The 16819-nt window shown below is 55.0% G+C and carries 14 protein-coding genes; 7 read left to right on the plus strand and 7 right to left on the minus strand.

What is annotated here, in order from left to right; all coding sequences use genetic code 11:
- The first annotated feature begins 40 nt into the window (after nt 1–40).
- Nucleotides 41–2965, plus strand: coding sequence for an insulinase family protein (locus MWU64_RS03155; RefSeq protein WP_247060854.1), 2925 nt, complete (start codon nt 41–43; stop codon nt 2963–2965).
- Between the two features lie 64 nt (nt 2966–3029).
- Here the strand turns inward: MWU64_RS03155 and MWU64_RS03160 are convergent, their stop codons facing one another.
- On the minus strand, nt 3030–3845 hold the full coding sequence (locus MWU64_RS03160; RefSeq protein ID WP_247060856.1) for a pyruvate, water dikinase regulatory protein: 816 nt from the start codon (nt 3843–3845) through the stop codon (nt 3030–3032).
- Between the two features lie 114 nt (nt 3846–3959).
- Between MWU64_RS03160 and ppsA the strand changes: the two genes are divergently transcribed.
- Together ppsA and rraA are read left to right on the plus strand one after the other, a co-directional pair.
- A complete protein-coding gene (gene ppsA / locus MWU64_RS03165; protein WP_247060865.1) occupies nt 3960–6332 on the plus strand; it encodes a phosphoenolpyruvate synthase in 2373 nt (790 codons plus the stop codon).
- Between the two features lie 28 nt (nt 6333–6360).
- Entirely contained in the window at nt 6361–6840 is a 480-nt protein-coding gene (gene rraA / locus MWU64_RS03170) for a ribonuclease E activity regulator RraA (protein ID WP_114333427.1), read from the plus strand.
- A 69-nt stretch (nt 6841–6909) separates the two neighbouring features.
- On the opposite strand, the gene MWU64_RS03175 is transcribed toward rraA, so the two are convergent.
- From MWU64_RS03175 to MWU64_RS03185, 3 genes are all read right to left on the minus strand, one after another.
- Nucleotides 6910–7197, minus strand: coding sequence for a PilZ domain-containing protein (locus MWU64_RS03175; RefSeq protein WP_247060867.1), 288 nt, complete (start codon nt 7195–7197; stop codon nt 6910–6912).
- Nucleotides 7198–7200: 3 nt separating this feature from the next.
- Nucleotides 7201–7869, minus strand: a complete 669-nt coding sequence (locus tag MWU64_RS03180; protein ID WP_247060869.1) for a TIGR04211 family SH3 domain-containing protein — start codon at nt 7867–7869, stop codon at nt 7201–7203.
- Nucleotides 7870–8010: 141 nt separating this feature from the next.
- Nucleotides 8011–8310, minus strand: a complete 300-nt coding sequence (locus MWU64_RS03185; protein WP_247060871.1) for a YciI family protein — start codon at nt 8308–8310, stop codon at nt 8011–8013.
- An 88-nt stretch (nt 8311–8398) separates the two neighbouring features.
- Between MWU64_RS03185 and MWU64_RS03190 the strand changes: the two genes are divergently transcribed.
- The gene (locus MWU64_RS03190; protein WP_247060873.1) at nt 8399–9265 is read left to right on the plus strand and encodes a PHP domain-containing protein; all 867 of its coding nucleotides are present in this window, start codon (nt 8399–8401) and stop codon (nt 9263–9265) included.
- 1 nt (nt 9266) lies between these two features.
- On the opposite strand, the gene MWU64_RS03195 is transcribed toward MWU64_RS03190, so the two are convergent.
- Together MWU64_RS03195 and rne are read right to left on the minus strand one after the other, a co-directional pair.
- Nucleotides 9267–9809 (minus strand): YecA family protein, encoded by a 543-nt coding sequence (locus tag MWU64_RS03195; protein WP_247060875.1) that lies wholly within the window; start codon nt 9807–9809, stop codon nt 9267–9269.
- Nucleotides 9810–9811: 2 nt separating this feature from the next.
- Nucleotides 9812–12787, minus strand: coding sequence for a ribonuclease E (gene rne / locus MWU64_RS03200; RefSeq protein WP_247060877.1), 2976 nt, complete (start codon nt 12785–12787; stop codon nt 9812–9814).
- Between the two features lie 605 nt (nt 12788–13392).
- On the opposite strand from rne, the gene rluC reads away from it, so the two are divergent.
- From rluC to MWU64_RS03215, 3 genes are all read left to right on the plus strand, one after another.
- Nucleotides 13393–14451, plus strand: coding sequence for a 23S rRNA pseudouridine(955/2504/2580) synthase RluC (gene rluC / locus MWU64_RS03205; protein ID WP_247060879.1), 1059 nt, complete (start codon nt 13393–13395; stop codon nt 14449–14451).
- Nucleotides 14452–14456: 5 nt separating this feature from the next.
- Entirely contained in the window at nt 14457–15104 is a 648-nt protein-coding gene (locus MWU64_RS03210) for an HAD-IA family hydrolase (RefSeq protein ID WP_247060881.1), read from the plus strand.
- Nucleotides 15105–15197: 93 nt separating this feature from the next.
- Nucleotides 15198–16142, plus strand: coding sequence for a S49 family peptidase (locus tag MWU64_RS03215; RefSeq protein WP_247062011.1), 945 nt, complete (start codon nt 15198–15200; stop codon nt 16140–16142).
- A gap of 19 nt (nt 16143–16161) precedes the next feature.
- Here the strand turns inward: MWU64_RS03215 and MWU64_RS03220 are convergent, their stop codons facing one another.
- The gene (locus tag MWU64_RS03220; RefSeq protein ID WP_348645545.1) at nt 16162–16758 is read right to left on the minus strand and encodes a Maf family nucleotide pyrophosphatase; all 597 of its coding nucleotides are present in this window, start codon (nt 16756–16758) and stop codon (nt 16162–16164) included.
- Between the last annotated feature and the right edge of the window lie 61 nt (nt 16759–16819).

The following is a 16819-nucleotide window of genomic DNA, read 5'->3' on the forward strand; positions in this document are numbered from 1 at the left end:
CCTGTAATTCTCCAATTGTTCAATGCATAGGATCGTTTTAATGGCGGCAGTGACAGACAACGTAATCCATCCGGCTTTCGAGAAACTTCGCAGTCACCGGATTAGCACCCTCAATTTGGATGTTGAGGAATATCGCCACAAAAAGACCGGTGCGCGTCATTTGCATCTGGCGGCAGATAACGAAGAGAACGTATTTTTCGTCGCCCTTCGTACCTTCCCGATGGATTCCACCGGGGTGGCTCACGTTCTGGAGCACACAGCGTTGTGTGGCAGTGAGCGTTTTCCGGTGCGTGATCCGTTCTTCATGATGATTCGTCGTTCGCTGAACACCTTCATGAACGCGTTCACCAGCAGCGACTGGACGGCCTACCCCTTTGCAAGTATGAACCGGAAGGATTTCGATAATCTGCTCACGGTGTACTTGGACTCAGTATTTTTCTCCAAGCTTGATCCGCTGGATTTTGCCCAGGAAGGGCACCGTTTAGAGTTCGAAAAGCCGGATGACCCAAACAGTGACCTGGTCTATCGGGGTGTGGTGTATAACGAAATGAAAGGCGCGATGAGTGCGCCCACCTCGCAGCTTTGGCAGAACCTGTCCAGCCACCTGTTCCGGACCACGACCTATCATTACAACAGTGGCGGCGAGCCCGATCATATTGTGGACCTGAGCTACGACGATCTGGTGAAGTTTTACCGCCACCATTACCACCCGAGCAACGCGATTTTCGCGACTTACGGGAATATTCCCGCCCATGAGCATCATGAAAAATTCGAAGAGCTCGCGCTGAAACGGTTCGAGCGGCAGGATATCAAACTGCCGGTGCACGATGAAAAGCGCATGTTCTCTCCAGTGCGCGTAGAGCAGGGCTACGCGATCAGTGAGGGCGAAGACATCGAGAGCAAAACCCACATTGTGATGGGGTGGTTGCTGGGGCACAGCTTTGATCTGCAGGAGAACCTGGAAGCTCAGTTGCTGGCATCGGTGCTGTTTGAAAACAGTGCGTCGCCCATGATGCGGGCACTGGAAACCACAGACATTGGCCATGCGCCGTCGCCTATGTGCGGGCTTGAGGACTCTAACCGTGAAATGACGTTCGTGTGCGGCATTGAAGGCAGTGAGCCGGGCCGGCGCGAGGATCTGGAAGCTCTGGTTGAAGAGACACTGGCGAAAGTAGTGGAAGAAGGGGTAAGCCCGGAACGGCTCGAAGCCATTCTTCACCAGCTGGAATTGCACCAGCGCGAAATTGCCGGCGACGGCTTTCCGTATGGTTTGCAGCTGATCATGCAGTCCATTTCGCCGATGGTTCATGGAGGCGATCCGGTTGAGTTGCTGGATCTGGAACCTGTGTTGGCCACGCTGCGCGAAAAAATCAAAGATCCGGAGTATGTGCCGGGCCTTATTCGCCGCAAGCTGCTGGAAAACCCGCACCGGGTTACCTTGACCCTGCGCCCGGATGAAAAGCTGGAAGGCGCCCATCAAGCCGCGTTGAGAGAGTCATTGGCCAAACGTAAAGCCAGCCTCACCAATGAAGAAGTGAAGCTGATTGTGGAGCGTGCAAAAGCTCTGGAAGAACGACAGCTTCGTAAGGACGACGACTCGGTCCTGCCCAAGGTAGGTTTGTCCGATGTGCCGTTGCAAATGCCAGAGCCGGAAGGCAAATTCGACGCCGAAACCGGCGCCACTCTCTATGCCCGCGGCACCAACGGGTTGGTCTACCAGCAAATTGTGTTGCCTGTTCCGGCATTGAGTGAGGAAGAGTTGTTGCTGTTGCCTTACTACACCACGCTGATTTCCGAAGTCGGGTGTGGCGAGTTGGACTACCTGCAAATGCAGGATCGTATTTCGGCGGAATCTGGCGGTATCGGTGCTTCGTTCCTTGCTAAAGGGAAGATCGACGACGTTCAGGCCATGTCCGGCTATCTGATTTTCAGCGGTAAAGCGCTGGCCCGTAACAGCGGTGCGCTGACGCAGCTGCTTAAAGACGTGTACACCGGTGCCCGGTTTGACGAAAAAGATCGGGTTCGGGAGATCATTGCGCAGGTACGTGCGCGTCGTGAGCAGGCCGTGACGGGCAGCGGTCATGCTTTGGCTATGGGGGCAGCTGCCCAAGGTTTGAGCCCCGGTTCCTGGTTAAGCTTCCGCCTGGGTGGCCTTGCGGGCATTCGAGGCACTAAGGAGCTCGACAAGTCATTGAATGATGCATCCGCGCTCGCTCAGTTCTGTGACAGCCTTGCAGCGTTGCACGAAAAGATTCGCAAGCAGGGGCGTCAGTTCCTGTTGATTGGCGAAGAGGCGCAGCTGGCACCTATGCTGGATAGCGTGAAAACCTGCTGGCAAAGTGGCGAAACTCAGGTTGAGGGCGACTGGTCAATGCAGCCGGTGAGCTACAAAACGCAAGAAGCCTGGCTGACCTCCACACAGGTGAATTTCTGTGCCAAAGCCTATGCAACGGTTGCCGTTGACCACCCGGATGCCGCTGCTTTGACGGTGCTGGGTGGCTTCCTGCGCAACGGATACCTGCATCGGGCGATTCGTGAGAAGGGCGGTGCCTACGGTGGTGGTGCCGGGCAGGATAGCGTGAACGGTGTGTTCCGCTTCTTCTCCTACCGCGACCCGCGCTTTGCGGAAACTCTGGATGATTTTGATGCGGCGCTAAACTGGTTGCGCACGGAAGAGCACGACGAGCAAGCGCTGGAAGAAGCAATTCTGGGCGTGATTGGCCAGCTGGACCGTCCGCACTCTCCGGCTGGAGCGGCGCGACATGCGTTCCACAACAATCTGTTTGGTCGTACCCCCGAGCAGCGCGCCCGGTTCCGCGAGCGGGTGTTGAACGTAACGCTGGATGAAATGCGCCGGGTAGCCGATACCTGGCTGAAGCCGGAAGGTGCCAGTGTGGCGGTCATCACCAGCCCGGATAATCGAGGCGTGGCGGAACAGCTGGGCCTGAGTATTCAGGAGCTGTAAATCTGAAGTGCGAAGTAAAGGTAGGGTGGGGGACGAGCGTCGCCCACCCTTTTTGTTGGGCGGTTTACCGATGACGCTTGAGCCCGGTTGACACCATGATCCTTGTGGAGATTTCTTCAACCGAGTAGGCCGTGGTGTTCAGATAGGGAATGCGCTCCCGTTTGTACATCAGCTCGATTTCCTCCACTTCATGCATGCATTGCTGCATGGACGAATAGCGGGAGTTAGGCCGACGCTCGTTACGGATGGTGGCCAGGCGTTCCGGCTGGATTGTCAGCCCGAACAGTTTTTGCTTGTGGGGCCGCAGTGCACTTGGCATTTTCTGATCGTCCAGATCTTCTTCGGTGATCGGATAGTTTGCCGCCTTGATGCCGTATTGCAGTGCCAGATACAGGCAGGTGGGTGTTTTACCACTTCGGGATGCGCCAATCAGGATAAGATCGGCTTCATCGTAGTGACGGGTTCTGGCACCGTCGTCATTGTCCAGCGCGAAGTTCACGGCGTGGATCCGGCGTTCATAACTACTCACGTTGTCGATGGCGTGGGATTTGCCGACGGAGTAAGAGGACGACGAGTTCAGCTCGCGTTCCAGCGGATTCAGGAAGGTGCCAAAGATGTCCACCATGAATCCTTTGGCACCGCTTACGATCTCGCGAATAGCGCTGTTTACGATGGTGTCGAACACCAGAGGCCGTTCGCCATCGATTTCGGCGGCGGTATTGATGCGCTTAGCCATTTCCCGGGCCTTTTCTTCATCGTCGATATACGGCACGGTAATGCGTTCAAATTCAATCTTTTCAAACTGGGCCAAGAGCGCGTGTCCCAGCGCTTCCGCGGTTAGGCCTGTGCCGTCCGAGATAAAAAAAGCAGTTCTTTTCATGGTTTCATCCACTCAGGTTTTGAGGCGGTTCCCTAGGTAATTTCCGCAGCTTACAGTATTATACTCGCCAGTTTCGAGACTCCGCGCCACTCAAGATACAAGGGAGACCACGCTTTGGAAGATTACATTATCTGGTTTGACCACCTAGGAATGTCCGATGTTGACCGTGTTGGGGGTAAGAACGCGTCCCTCGGTGAAATGATCAGTAATCTGGCCAATGCAGGTGTTACCGTCCCAGGCGGTTTTGCCACTACAGCACATGCATACCGAGAATTTCTGGCGACAGACGGGCTGAAAGATCGTATCGATCAGGCTCTGGATGCGCTGGATGTAAACGACGTAAATGAGTTGGCCCGGGTTGGCTCACAGATTCGTCAATGGGTTATTGATACCGACTTCCCCGAGCCGCTTGAAAACGCTCTGAAGGAAGCCTACGAAAATCTTCGCGCCGGAAACGACGCCATGGCTGTGGCCGTGCGTTCGTCCGCAACCGCCGAAGATCTGCCAGACGCTTCGTTTGCGGGCCAGCAGGAAACCTTCCTGAACGTGGTTGGCCTTGAGCAGGTACGCACCTCCGTCAAAGAAGTGTTCGCCTCTTTGTTTAACGACCGCGCTATTTCTTACCGGGTTCACCATGGCTTTGATCACAAGCTGGTTGCGCTGTCTGCCGGTATTCAGAAAATGGTGCGCAGTGAAACCGCGTCCAGTGGCGTTATGTTTACGCTGGATACCGAATCCGGCTTCCGTGACGTTGTTTTCATCACGTCGTCTTACGGCTTGGGTGAAACTGTGGTTCAGGGCGCTGTAAACCCTGACGAGTTCTATGTCCACAAGCCCACCTTGGCGGCCAACCGCCCTGCGGTACTGCGTCGTAACCTGGGCAGCAAAGCCATCAAGATGGTTTACCACACAGAGCCCGGTGAAGGTAAGTTTGTTGAAACCGTGAAGGTGGACATGGAAGAGCGCACGCGCTTCTCCATCACCGATGCGGAAGTAGAAGAATTGGCCAAGCAGGCCATGATCATCGAGAAGCATTACCAGCGTCCGATGGATATCGAGTGGGCGAAAGACGGCGACGACGGCAAGATTTACATTGTTCAGGCCCGTCCGGAAACCGTTAAGAGCCGCGCTTCCGCCAACGTGATGGAGCGTTACCTGCTGAAAGAAACCGGCAAGGTTCTGATTGAGGGCCGCAGTATCGGCCATAAGATTGGCAGCGGCCCGGTCAAAATCATCACCAGCATTAACGAAATGGATCGGGTTCAGCCCGGCGATGTTCTGGTGACAGACATGACAGACCCGGATTGGGAGCCTGTCATGAAACGTGCGTCTGCCATTGTGACGGACCGTGGGGGCCGTACCTGCCACGCGGCGATCATTGCCCGCGAATTGGGTATCCCGGCAGTTGTGGGTTGTGGCGATGCCACCGAAGAGCTGAAAGACGGCCAGAACGTAACGGTTTCTTGTGCCGAAGGCGACACTGGCTTTATCTACGACGGCGCTCTGGATTTTGAACTGCGTGAAAATACTGTAGATTCCATGCCCAACATTCCGTTCAAAATCATGATGAACGTGGGCAACCCGGACCGTGCGTTTGATTTCCAGTCCCTGCCCAGCGAAGGCGTTGGTTTGGCACGACTGGAATTCATCATTAACCGTATGATCGGTGTGCATCCGAAGGCACTGCTGAACTACGACGGCCTGCCGGGCGACATCAAGCAGACCGTAGATAAGCGTATTTCCGGTTACAGTTCGCCAGTGGATTTCTATGTCGACAAGCTGGTTGAAGGTATCTCGACGCTCGCGGCTGCGTTTGCGCCGAAGAAGGTGATTGTTCGCCTGTCGGACTTCAAATCCAATGAGTACGCCAACCTGATTGGCGGCACCTTGTACGAGCCAGACGAAGAAAACCCGATGTTGGGCTTCCGTGGCGCGTCTCGCTACATTTCGGAAACCTTCCGTGATTGTTTCGAGCTGGAATGCCGTGCGCTCAAGAAAGTGCGGGATGAAATGGGGCTGACCAACGTTGAAGTGATGGTTCCGTTTGTGCGGACCGTTGGTGAAGCTGAGCAAGTCGTCCAGTTGCTGGCTGAGAACGGCCTGAAGCGCGGTGAGAATGGCCTTCGCCTGATCATGATGTGTGAGCTGCCTGCGAACGCGATTCTGGCCGAGCAGTTCCTGGAGCACTTTGACGGCTTCTCGATCGGCTCGAACGATTTGACGCAGCTGACGTTGGGGCTCGATCGTGACTCCGGTATCATTGCGCACCTGTTTGACGAGCGTAACGACGCGGTTAAGGTACTGCTATCTAACGCCATTCAGGCTTGCCGTAAGGCCGGTAAGTACATCGGTATCTGTGGCCAAGGGCCGTCCGACCATCCGGATCTTGCCAAGTGGCTGATGGACGAAGGCATCGATACGGTCTCTTTGAACCCGGATTCCGTTCTGGATACCTGGTTCTTCCTGGCTGACGAAAAAATCGACTGAACTGAAAACGGGAAAGGAGAACGAAAGCGTGAGCAACATTATTACTCCGGATCTGTGCGATGAGTTTCCGGAAGTGCAGGTGGTTGAGCCTGGCTTCAATAACTACGGCGGTATTCGTCAGTTCGGCGGTGAAATTGTCACCGTGAAATGTTTTGAAGACAACTCGGTTGTGAAAGAGCAGGTGGGCTTGCCGGGCAACGGCCGCGTCATGGTGGTTGATGGCGGGGCGTCAAAGCGCAACGCCTTGCTGGGTGACATGCTGGCGGAGAAGGCTGCCGAGAATGGCTGGGCTGGACTGATTATCTATGGCTGCATTCGTGATGTGGACGAGATTGGTCAAACCAAACTGGGCGTTCAGGCGCTCGGCACGGTGCCCCGCAAAACGGAAAAGCGCAACATTGGTGACCTGAATATCCCGGTGACCTTCCACGGCGTGACCTTCCATCCGGGCCAGTACGTTTATGCCGATAACAACGGCATTATCGTCTCGGAGAAACCTCTGGTGTAAGCCAGGGGTTTCACGGTAGATACAAAAACGGCGACCCATCAGGTCGCCGTTTTTTTGTGCCCGCGAAGGTTAGCGGACTTCCAGTATGTTGATGCCCAAAGTATACCCGGTGTCGCCTGGCGCACAGCGTAAAACTTCACCCACGGTTTCGAGGGGCGGAAACTGGTCCCCGGCGGCTTCCATAACGGTTTTCACCTCGGCACCAACCGGAAAAGGACGATCTACCTGAAGCTGCATACCCGCCGCGCTGAGGTCTTGGCAGATTCCAGTGATGGTTTCACCCTTGCTGTCGGTGATCTGGATGGTGCTGTTGACCTGCATCCGGTAGAAATCGCGCTTTTCCGAATAGTCTTTCATGGTTTAGGCCCAGTTATCGGTTTTCCGGGTTGGCTTGAGCATGGGGATGATCAGCGCCAGTAGCACGCCGCCGAACACCAAGCCTGCTCCCAAGAGCATGAAATCAGAGTCGCGGCTTGCTTCCAATCGTTCGTTCTCGGCGGTGAGTATTTCCAGATCGTTCTGCAATCTCTGGTTTTCTTCCCGCAATTCCCTGTTGCGACGCTCCAGGTTGATCGAGTCGGAAGCAATGCTTTTTATCTTGGTGAGTTCATCTTGCAGGTTTTTGGTCTGGCTGGACAAGTTGTTTTCGGTACTTTGTAGGGTGTCACGCTCTTCAGTAACAGCTGATAACTGTTCACGAAGGCTCGCGACGTCTTGTTTTGCCTTTTCAAGCTCGCGGGTGGCACGGGCAAGCTGATCTTTGGCGACCGGGGTTTTGCTGATGTACTGAGAGGAAACCCAGCCAACCGTACCCTTGGGGGTGCGAACTTTCGAATATCCTTCTTGAGTTTCAATCAGCTCAAGTGGTGTGCCGGTTGGCACAGCGTTTTCGATGATACGAAACTGAGTGCCGGCACCTGATCGAACGGGAAGGTACAGTTGGTCGTCAACCCATACGGTTCGCGCCTGAGCTACGGAAATGGAACTGAAGATAATAAGAAAGCTGAGAGCAAGGCGGAGCGGTGTCACTGGTTGCATTCCCTGAGTCTGACGATAGTTAGATTATATAAGGCAGCAATTTTGTCACAGCTTGACCTGTATTCAAGCAGTCCCGCGTTACAATCCGCTCATACTGTGTGCTGCCGCTTATATTGAAGGATTTCGGTAAGGTTAAGGCAAGACCACTTTGTACGGTTTTACGGTAACCGATTGATAAACACCTGCCTCAACATAGGGGTCTGCATCGGCCCAGGCTTGTGCGGATTCCAGAGAGTCGAATTCGGCAATGACCAGGCTGCCGGTAAAGCCGGAGTCGCCGGGGTCTTCTGTGTCGATGGCAGGGTGCGGGCCGGCCACGAGCAAACGGCCTTCGGCTTTCAAGGCTTCCAGCCGGGCAAGGTGTGCCGGGCGGGCCTGTTTACGGAGTGCCAGGCTGTTGGGTACGTCTTCGCTCATGATTGCGTAGTACATAGGGTGCTCCAATGTTGTTTAGGCCAGTGTTAGGGCGTGCCGGACAAGGCTGATACACTGGTTGCCACATTATTATCAGGATTGGTTTGTGACTATACCTCAAGACCCAAAACCATGCATTGATCTGCATTGTCATAGCACCGCCTCTGATGGCGCGCTTGCGCCGGCAGAATTGGTTGCCCGTGCCCTTGAAAAGGGTGTGAGTCATCTTGCCCTGACAGACCACGATACGATTTCCGGCCTGCCGGAAGCCAAAGAAGCGGCCGGGGCCGGCGGGCTGACGTTGATCAACGGTGTGGAGTTGTCCTGTGTATGGCGAACTTACACCATTCATGTGGTTGGGCTCGATTTTGACGAAACCAGTCCGGCTTTTCTGAAAGCCCTGTCGATTCAGAACGAGAATCGGTGGCGGCGCGCCCGGATGATTGCCGATAAGCTGTCCCGCCTTAAAGTTGATTCGTTGCTGGAAAAGGCAACGGCTTTGGCCGGTGGTGATGTGCCGGGACGCCCGCATTTTGCTCAGGCCTTGGTGGATGCCGAAGTGGTTCCGAAGGTGGCTCATGCCTTTAAGCGTCATCTGGGAGCCGGCAAGCCCGGCGATGTGAAGGCCTGTTGGCCTGAGCTGAATGAAGTGCTGCAATGGATTCACGATGCTGGCGGTATTGCGGTTTTGGCGCATCCGCGAAAATACAAGCTGTCCGCTACCCGGTTGCGAGAATTGGTGCACGATTTCGGTAAAGCGGGAGGGCGTGCTATTGAGGTGTCAATCGCCAGTCAGTCGAGCGGGGATTTGGGGTTTGTGGCTGAACTGGCCCGGCGGGAGGGCTTGCTAGCTTCTCAGGGCAGCGATTTTCATTTCCCGGGAGCGGGCTGGTGTGAGCTTGGCCGCATAACAAAAATGCCAGAGGGGCTGGAGCCCGTCTGGCATCATTTCCGTGAACCTGTTCGCGGGTAGTTTACTCCGGCGCGTGGAACAACAGATACAGGTCGGTGAGTGAGTCCGGGATGGCCTCAGCCATTCGGCTGGCCACCTGCTCATCTTCACGGGCGCGCTGGAAGTCTTCGTCTTCGAACAATCCTGACAGAGTCAGGATGGGCACCATCAAATCGGCCACTTCCTCTTCACCGGCTTCTTCCATCCACTTGTCTTCGTTTTCGAGGAAGGTTTCGACAAAGCCCGCACACCAGTTTTCCAGTGCGTTCATCGGGTCGCCGTCTTCGGGTTCAGGAAGCTCCAGCGCATGACCCATGTCCAGAGACTGGGTCATGTCGCGGGTGAGACTGCTAACGCACTGAGCGAAAACCTCGGGCACTTTGCCGTCGGGCAGAGTGTCGGAACCTGTGGCCAGGCGGAAGAGGTCTTCCACCTGCAGGTTGACCGGCCCGATCACGCTGGCGCATACGGCTCCGTGCAGACCGAAGAAGTCCAGGGCTTCATCGCCCCAAGGCTCGGCAAAGAGGATGTCTTCCAGTGCTTCGATGTCGGAATTGGTCAGCATAATCAATTATCCTCGGCCTTTTTGGCTGCTTCGGCTGCAAGCTTGCGCTTACGGACTTCTCTTGGATCGTTGTAAGCGCGACCTGGCGTTACCGGCACATCAACAGCGCTGGGCGCTTCCGTTTTCGCGGGTTCTGCTTTAGGTTCGGTCTCAACTTTAGCTTCAGCTTCAGGCTTCGGGTCAGCCTTAACGGTTGCTTTTGGCTTTTCATTCGCTTCCGCTGGCTTCTCAGCCTTCTCAGCCTTCTCAGCCTTCTCAGCTTTCTCAGCTTTCTCAGCTTTCGGGGCTTCGGCCTCAGGTGCTTGCGCTTTAGCTTCGCCGGCTTTCACTTCAGGGGCAGGTTTTGCCTCTGCTGTGGTAGTTTCTGCCAGCTTGCCGCCTGCCTTGTCCTTGCTATCGGCTACAGGTTCGCTTGCCTTAGGCGCTTCGCTGGTTTGCTCCGCTTTGGCTTCCTTTGCGGCCTGAGGCTTGCGCTGACGAGAGGCAGGTTTGCGCTTCTCTGGCTTGCTCTCGTCCGCTTTAGCCTCTTCTTTTGCCTTGGGTGCAGTATCCTGCTCTTTGGCTTCGGGCTTGGCTGTTTCAGCTTTCGGCTCAGTAGCAACAGGCTTGCTCTCTTCGGCTTTCGGGCTTTGCTCCGCAGGCTGTTTGACCTGAGGCTGAGCATTAGCGTCCTTGGCTTTCGCGTCGGTTGCTACCGCAGCTTGTGGTGCTGAAGAGGTTTTTTCTTCAACGGCCTTTTCTGGCTGCGTATCTTTCTGATGCTTGTCGCTACGTTCTGCTTTACGGGCGGCGGGTGTGGATGCCGGCGTTTCCGCAGGAGAGCCATCACGATTGCGCTGGCGACGTGGCTTGCGGCGCTTGTCATCGCCGGATTTGTCATTTGATGGACCTTTCTGATTGGATTGGTTGTCCTTCTGGTCCTTCAGATCTTTTTGATCTTTGGCATCGCGCTGCGGACGGTTACGCCCTTGACCGCGGTTCTGACCGTCTTTGCGGCCGTCTCTGCGGTTGTCGTTGCTCTTGTTGTCAGCCGGTTTGTCTTGCTGATTCTGGCGACCTTGAGCACCGCGGTTCTGGTCGTCGTTCCGGTTAGGACGGTTGCGGTTGTTCTGGCGACGTTCGTTGCCATTGCGGTTGCCTCCGCGCTGGTCATCACGTGCTACCCGTGATTTCCGGCGATCCTGACGGTCCGGGCGAGCTTGCGGGCGACGGTTGTTGCCGGCGCTCTTTGTCGCTTGCTTGTCGCCAGAGTCGGTTCCAGCTTCGCCGCTAAAGAAACTGGCGATTTTCTTGCACAGTTTGCGGAACGAGCCTTCGTCGGATTCTACCGGTTCGGCTTTGGCTGCCGCTTTGGCGACCGGGGCAGGAGCAGGGCGGATGGCTTTAACCGCGGCTTGCTCACGTACAGGCTTTTCGGTGCTGGTCACTTCAACAACGGATTCTTCTTCACGCTCGTTGTATTCGTGGGCCACCTGGTGGCTGGAAATGTGCTCGGGTGCCGTTTCGTCCTGACGCATACGAATGATTTCGAAGTGCGGGGTTTCCATATTGGGAACCGGAGCGACCACGATGGATACGCCTTGACCGGCTTCAATGTCGGCCAGCTGCTTGCGCTTCTCGTTCAGCAGGAAGGTTGCTACAGAAACCGGCACGATAGCGCGTACTTCTGCAGTTTTCTCCTTGGAGGATTCTTCGTAGATCAGGCGCATGATGCTCAGCGCCAGAGATTCAATGCCTCGAATGGTGCCTTGGCCTTCGCAGCGTGGGCATACTTCACTGCGGGTTTCACCGAGTGAGGGGCGCAGGCGCTGGCGGGACATTTCGAGAAGGCCGAAGCGAGAAATTTTACCAACTTGCACGCGGGCGCGGTCAATTTCCAGCGCTTCACGCATCTTCTGCTCAACTTCGCGCTGGTGCTTGGCCGGTGTCATGTCGATGAAGTCGATGACAATCAAGCCGCCCATATCGCGTAAGCGCAATTGGCGAGCGATTTCTTCGGCGGCTTCGAGGTTGGTCTGAAGGGCAGTTTCTTCGATGTCGTGGCCTTTGGTGGCACGCGACGAGTTGATGTCGATTGAAACCAGCGCTTCGGTTGGGTCAATAACAATGGAGCCGCCAGAAGGCAGTTTGACTTCACGCTGGAAGGCCGTCTCGATCTGGCCTTCGATCTGGTAGCGGCTGAACAAAGGGATTTCGTCTTTGTACAGTTTGATCTTGTTTTCAAACGTTGGCATGACAGCGCGAACGAAGCTCAGCACGTCTTCGTAGACGTTTTCCGAATCGATCAGTACTTCGCCGATGTCCTGACGGAGGTAGTCGCGCACGGCACGGATAATCAGGTTGCTTTCCTGGTGAATCAGGAAAGGAGCTTTGCGCTCATCGGCGGCCTGAGTGATGGCTTCCCAGAACTGGACCAGGTAATCAAGGTCCCACTGCAGCTCTTCGGTGGTGCGACCGATGCCGGCGGTGCGAACGATGATACCCATAGATTTAGGTACCTGAACGCCATTCATCGCTTCTTTTAGCTGAGCGCGGTCTTCGCCTTCGATTCGACGGGAAATGCCGCCTGCGCGAGGGTTGTTGGGCATCAGCACCAGATAACGACCGGCCAGAGAAATAAAGGTGGTCAGGGCTGCGCCTTTGTTGCCGCGCTCTTCTTTGTCAACCTGAACGATGACTTCCTGGCCTTCAGAAAGCACATCTTTGATGTTGATTTTGCCTTCGATCTGACTGGGAGACTTCTTGAAGTATTCTTTGGAGATTTCTTTCAGGGGCAGAAAACCGTGGCGATCGGCGCCAAAATCGATGAACGCCGCTTCCAGGCTGGGCTCTACGCGAGTGATTCTGCCTTTGTAAATGTTGGCTTTTTTCTGTTCGCGGGTGCTGGACTCGATGTCCAGATCAAACAGTCGTTGGCCGTCTACCAGTGCTACGCGCAACTCTTCAGGGTGAGTTGCATTGATCAGCATTCTTTTCATGGGAAAAGTGAGTTCCTGTCGTTTGTTAAGACAGGAAACCGGAGACGTTCGCATCAGCGAATCGGGATGTGCGTGCCGCGGGCCCTGAATTAGCAGGGCAGGCCGGCGGCCAGACGAGTCATACCTTTTCGGGTTTTGACCCTGTATGTCTGAAACCACCGCTGATTCTTCGGCTGCCTGACGGCAGAGAAAGATCGAATAGGGTGAGTGTCTGTTGACGCATAATATCCGTTTTCAGGTTCACACAAACTCCTAGGTCTCACGTCGTGTTGGTAAGCTGACGGCCCGGTTTTGCGTGGCAGTGATTCTTCGTGATGTTCCCGTCCGACGGTTTCCCGGTCGGTTTTTTCTTCTCCCGAGGAGGTAACAGCCACTCTGGGGTCTGCCCTGTATGTCGGGAGTTTGTCTCACGCCGGGCCCGGTAATGATTGGGTATTCGGCGTTCAATCTATTAATCAGTGTCGGTATACTGCTGCCGCTCCGGCTTCTGAACGAAATTCTTCAGGCCGTAGACAAACGGCAGAGCACGTCGGAATATAACAGTAAACCCGTAGCTGTACAATCCTGTATCCAAGCGCCCGGCGCAAGCCGGTATAAGGTATTTCATGTCTCAGAAACCGGCTTCCCGGAAACGCCCGCAAAAACCTCGCCCAGCGCAGCGCTCTGCCGAAAGCCGTGGCGCCAGATCCGTCGCGGTGGCGCAGCCTGGTGGGCAAGTTCAAAAGGGTGTTCAGTTTGTTGAAGTTGATGCCGATATGGCGGGGCAGCGGGTTGATAATTTTTTGCTGGCCCGGCTGCGTGGTGTTCCTAAAAGCATCGTGTATCGCATCGTTCGAAAAGGCGAAGTTCGGGTGAATAAAGGGCGAGTGAAGCCAGACACTCGCGTAAAAGAAGGTGATGTAGTTCGTATACCGCCCATTGTTCAGCAGGCTAAGCCGGATCAGCCTAAGCCTGGCGACCGCGTGCAAAATGTTGTGGAGGCGGCGGTGGTGTTCGAAAACGACGAGATGCTGGTGGTCAACAAGCCTGCTGGTATTGCGGTGCACGGTGGTAGCGGGCTCAGCTTCGGGTTGATCGAGGTGTTGCGGTCGTCTCGCCCGCAGGCAAAGTTCCTTGAGCTGGTTCATCGGTTGGACCGGGATACTTCGGGGTTGGTGATGGTGGCCAAAAAGCGTTCGGCGCTGCGTTTTTTGCAGGATGAGTTGCGCCATAAAAGAATGCGCAAGCGATATCATGCGCTTGTTATCGGTTCCTGGCCAAAAAAGTTAACCCGTGTTGCTGAGCCGTTGTTACGCTACGAAATGCCGAACGGCGAACGACGCGTAAAGGTAAGTGCCGAAGGCAAAGAATCGCTCACCTTATATAAGCGCTTGGGCGATTACGATGGTTATAGTTTGGTAGAGGCTTCGCCGGTAACCGGCCGAACCCATCAGATTCGCGTACACAGCGCGTGGGGCGGGCACCCGATTGCGGGTGATGACAAGTACATGGATGATGCAAGCCTGAAGGCTTTTCGAAAGATAGGGGGTGAGCGATTGATGCTTCATGCACGCTCACTGGAGTTCCGGTTGCCCGGTACTGAGGAGTCTATGTTCCTCGAAGCACCGTATGATAAGGCGTTTGGAACGCTTATTGATCAACTAACGCGACGCAGTAAGGATTAACAGAAATGAACGTTAAAGCAGTGATTTTTGATTGGGATGGAACGCTGATCGATTCTGTTGATCATATTGCTGAAAGCCTGCAGCAGGCTGCCCTGGAGTTGGGGTACCCGAACCTGGAGCTTGAAGCATACCGGGATATTGTCGGGCTGGGCATGATTGAAGCGCTTCACAAGCTATATCCCGGTGTGAGCGATGAGGAGATTGTTCGTATTCGCGAAGGCTATGCAGGCTATTTTTTCAAAAAAGTGACAACCCCGCAAAACGTATTCGACGGCATGGCCGATGTGGTTGCTGATATTCGCACATCTGGCAGGGGGTGTTCCGTGGCTACCGGAAAGAGTCGCCGCGGCCTTGCTCAAGCTTTGACAACCAGCGGCTTGGGCCATCACTTCGATACGTCTCGGTGTGCTGACGAAACGCGTTCCAAGCCAGATCCGTTAATGCTCGAAGAGATTCTTGAGTTCTACGGTTTTCAGCCCGAAGACGCAGTGATGATCGGGGATACTCATTACGATCTGGAAATGGCGCGGCGTATTGGTATGCCTGCTGTTGGGGTGGAATGGGGCGCGCATTCAAGAGAGGTGTTGCTGGACTGTAAGCCTCATGCGGTGGTCAGTTCCGTGGGTGATCTGCGCCGTGTTCTTGGGCTGTAAAGAGTGTTTTTTGGGCGTTTGCGAGTTAAGGAATAGCTAATGAGTGATTCGGAATCGGGTAAGGGCGGTATTTTTGGCTCCAAAAAGCCGGCGATGCCGCCTGAGTCGAACCGCGACTGGAAGTTGATTGAAAAGCTGGTGATGTCGCTTCACGCGGAGAAAAAGCGTAGCCGACGTTGGGGGATATTTTTCAAGCTTCTCACGTTCATTTATTTGTTTGCGCTGATTGTGATGATCCGGTCGCCAATCGGTGAGGGTATGGGAGTGGTGCCAGAGCAGCACACTGCGCTGGTTGAGCTGAATGGCCCTATCGCTGCGGATGAACTGGCAAGTGCTGACAATTTGGTGGGTTCGCTGCGCGCTGCGTTTGAGGCAGAAAATTCTAAAGCGGTGGTGTTACGGATAAACAGTCCGGGCGGTAGCCCGGTGCAGTCAGGTTATGTGTACGACGAGATTCAGCGTCTTCGGCAGGAGTACCCTGAAAAGAAAGTGTACGCAGTGATCGCAGATGTGGGTGCGTCCGGTGCTTATTATATTGCCGCAGCGGCTGACGAAATCTACGCGAACCGCGCGAGCTTGGTGGGTTCGATTGGGGTTGTCGCCGGCGGGTTCGGTTTCAATGCGTTGATGGAGAAACTGGGCGTGGAGCGCCGTTTGTACACCGCTGGTGAAAACAAAGCGTTTCTGGATCCGTTCACTCCGGAGCGTGAAGAAGATGTCGAGTTCTGGCAGAGCGTGCTGGAGAACACGCACGAGCAATTTATTGCGGCTGTTAAAGACGGGCGTGGCGACCGGCTGGCGAACGATGAAAGGTTGTTCAGTGGTTTGGTTTGGAGTGGCGAGCAAGCGCTGGAGTTGGGCTTGATCGATGGCTTGGGCAGCAGTTCCTGGGTGGCCCGTGAGGTTGTTGGGGCTGAAGAGTTGGTAGATTACAGCCGTGGGCCTTCGCCATTTCAACAGTTTGTTGAGCAGTTAGGGGTGTCGTTTGGCGAAGGTGTGGCTGCACATTTGCTGGAGTCCCGGCTGGAATTGCGCTAATTCGTGGCAGCGCGCTTGCTCATTGTGAGAGAAGTGGGTTTATGCCGAATTCGCGCAGCATGGTGCTGAGAGCTATAAGGGGTAAGCCGATCAGGCTGTTAGGGTCTTCGCCTTCCAGTCTTTCGAAGAGGGTGATGCCTAAGCCTTCCATCTTAAAGCTGCCTGCGCAGTCGTAGGGCTTTTCTTGGTGCAGGTAGCCGGTGATCTCTTCTTGTGACAGGTGCCGGAAATGCGCAGTGAAAAGTTCGCAGTGGGTTTTCAAGTCGCCGGTTTGGGTGTCCAGCACGGCCAAGCCGGTGCTGAACTGTACGCTCTGTCCGCTGCTGCGGGACAATTGTTCCACCGCTTGTTCGTGTGAGCCCGGTTTGTTGAGCAAGCTACCATCGGGCAGGCTGGCTACCTGATCCGATCCGATAACGAGTGTGTTGGGGTTGTTGTTCGCCAGAGCTTGTGCCTTTTGAGTGGCTAGACGTACGGCGAGTGCTTCCGCATTTTCAGCCGGCGCGGGTGTTTCATCGATGTCTGGGCTGGCGCAAATAAAGGGTAAGTTGAATCGTTCCAGTAGTTGTTTTCGATAAGGTGATGATGAAGCGAGCAAAATAGTACGTTTCATAATGGCCTGATTGCTATGTGTTCGTTGTGAGGTCTGCGGCGAATATCGTAGAATACCCCTACTT

This window comes from Marinobacter sp. S0848L (genome assembly GCF_023016065.1).
Classification (GTDB): Bacteria; Pseudomonadota; Gammaproteobacteria; order Pseudomonadales; family Oleiphilaceae; genus Marinobacter.

Bases quoted from the DNA above. Each gene is read 5' to 3' on its own strand.
- MWU64_RS03155 (WP_247060854.1), top strand. From the start codon at position 41: ATGGCGGCAGTGACAGACAACGTAATCCATCCGGCTTTCGAGAAACTT.
- MWU64_RS03160 (WP_247060856.1), bottom strand. From the start codon at position 3,845: ATGAAAAGAACTGCTTTTTTTATCTCGGACGGCACAGGCCTAACCGCG.
- MWU64_RS03175 (WP_247060867.1), bottom strand. From the start codon at position 7,197: ATGAAAGACTATTCGGAAAAGCGCGATTTCTACCGGATGCAGGTCAAC.
- MWU64_RS03185 (WP_247060871.1), bottom strand. From the start codon at position 8,310: ATGTACTACGCAATCATGAGCGAAGACGTACCCAACAGCCTGGCACTC.
- MWU64_RS03195 (WP_247060875.1), bottom strand. From the start codon at position 9,809: ATGCTGACCAATTCCGACATCGAAGCACTGGAAGACATCCTCTTTGCC.
- rne (WP_247060877.1), bottom strand. From the start codon at position 12,787: ATGAAAAGAATGCTGATCAATGCAACTCACCCTGAAGAGTTGCGCGTA.
- rluC (WP_247060879.1), top strand. From the start codon at position 13,393: ATGTCTCAGAAACCGGCTTCCCGGAAACGCCCGCAAAAACCTCGCCCA.
- MWU64_RS03210 (WP_247060881.1), top strand. From the start codon at position 14,457: ATGAACGTTAAAGCAGTGATTTTTGATTGGGATGGAACGCTGATCGAT.
- MWU64_RS03215 (WP_247062011.1), top strand. From the start codon at position 15,198: ATGCCGCCTGAGTCGAACCGCGACTGGAAGTTGATTGAAAAGCTGGTG.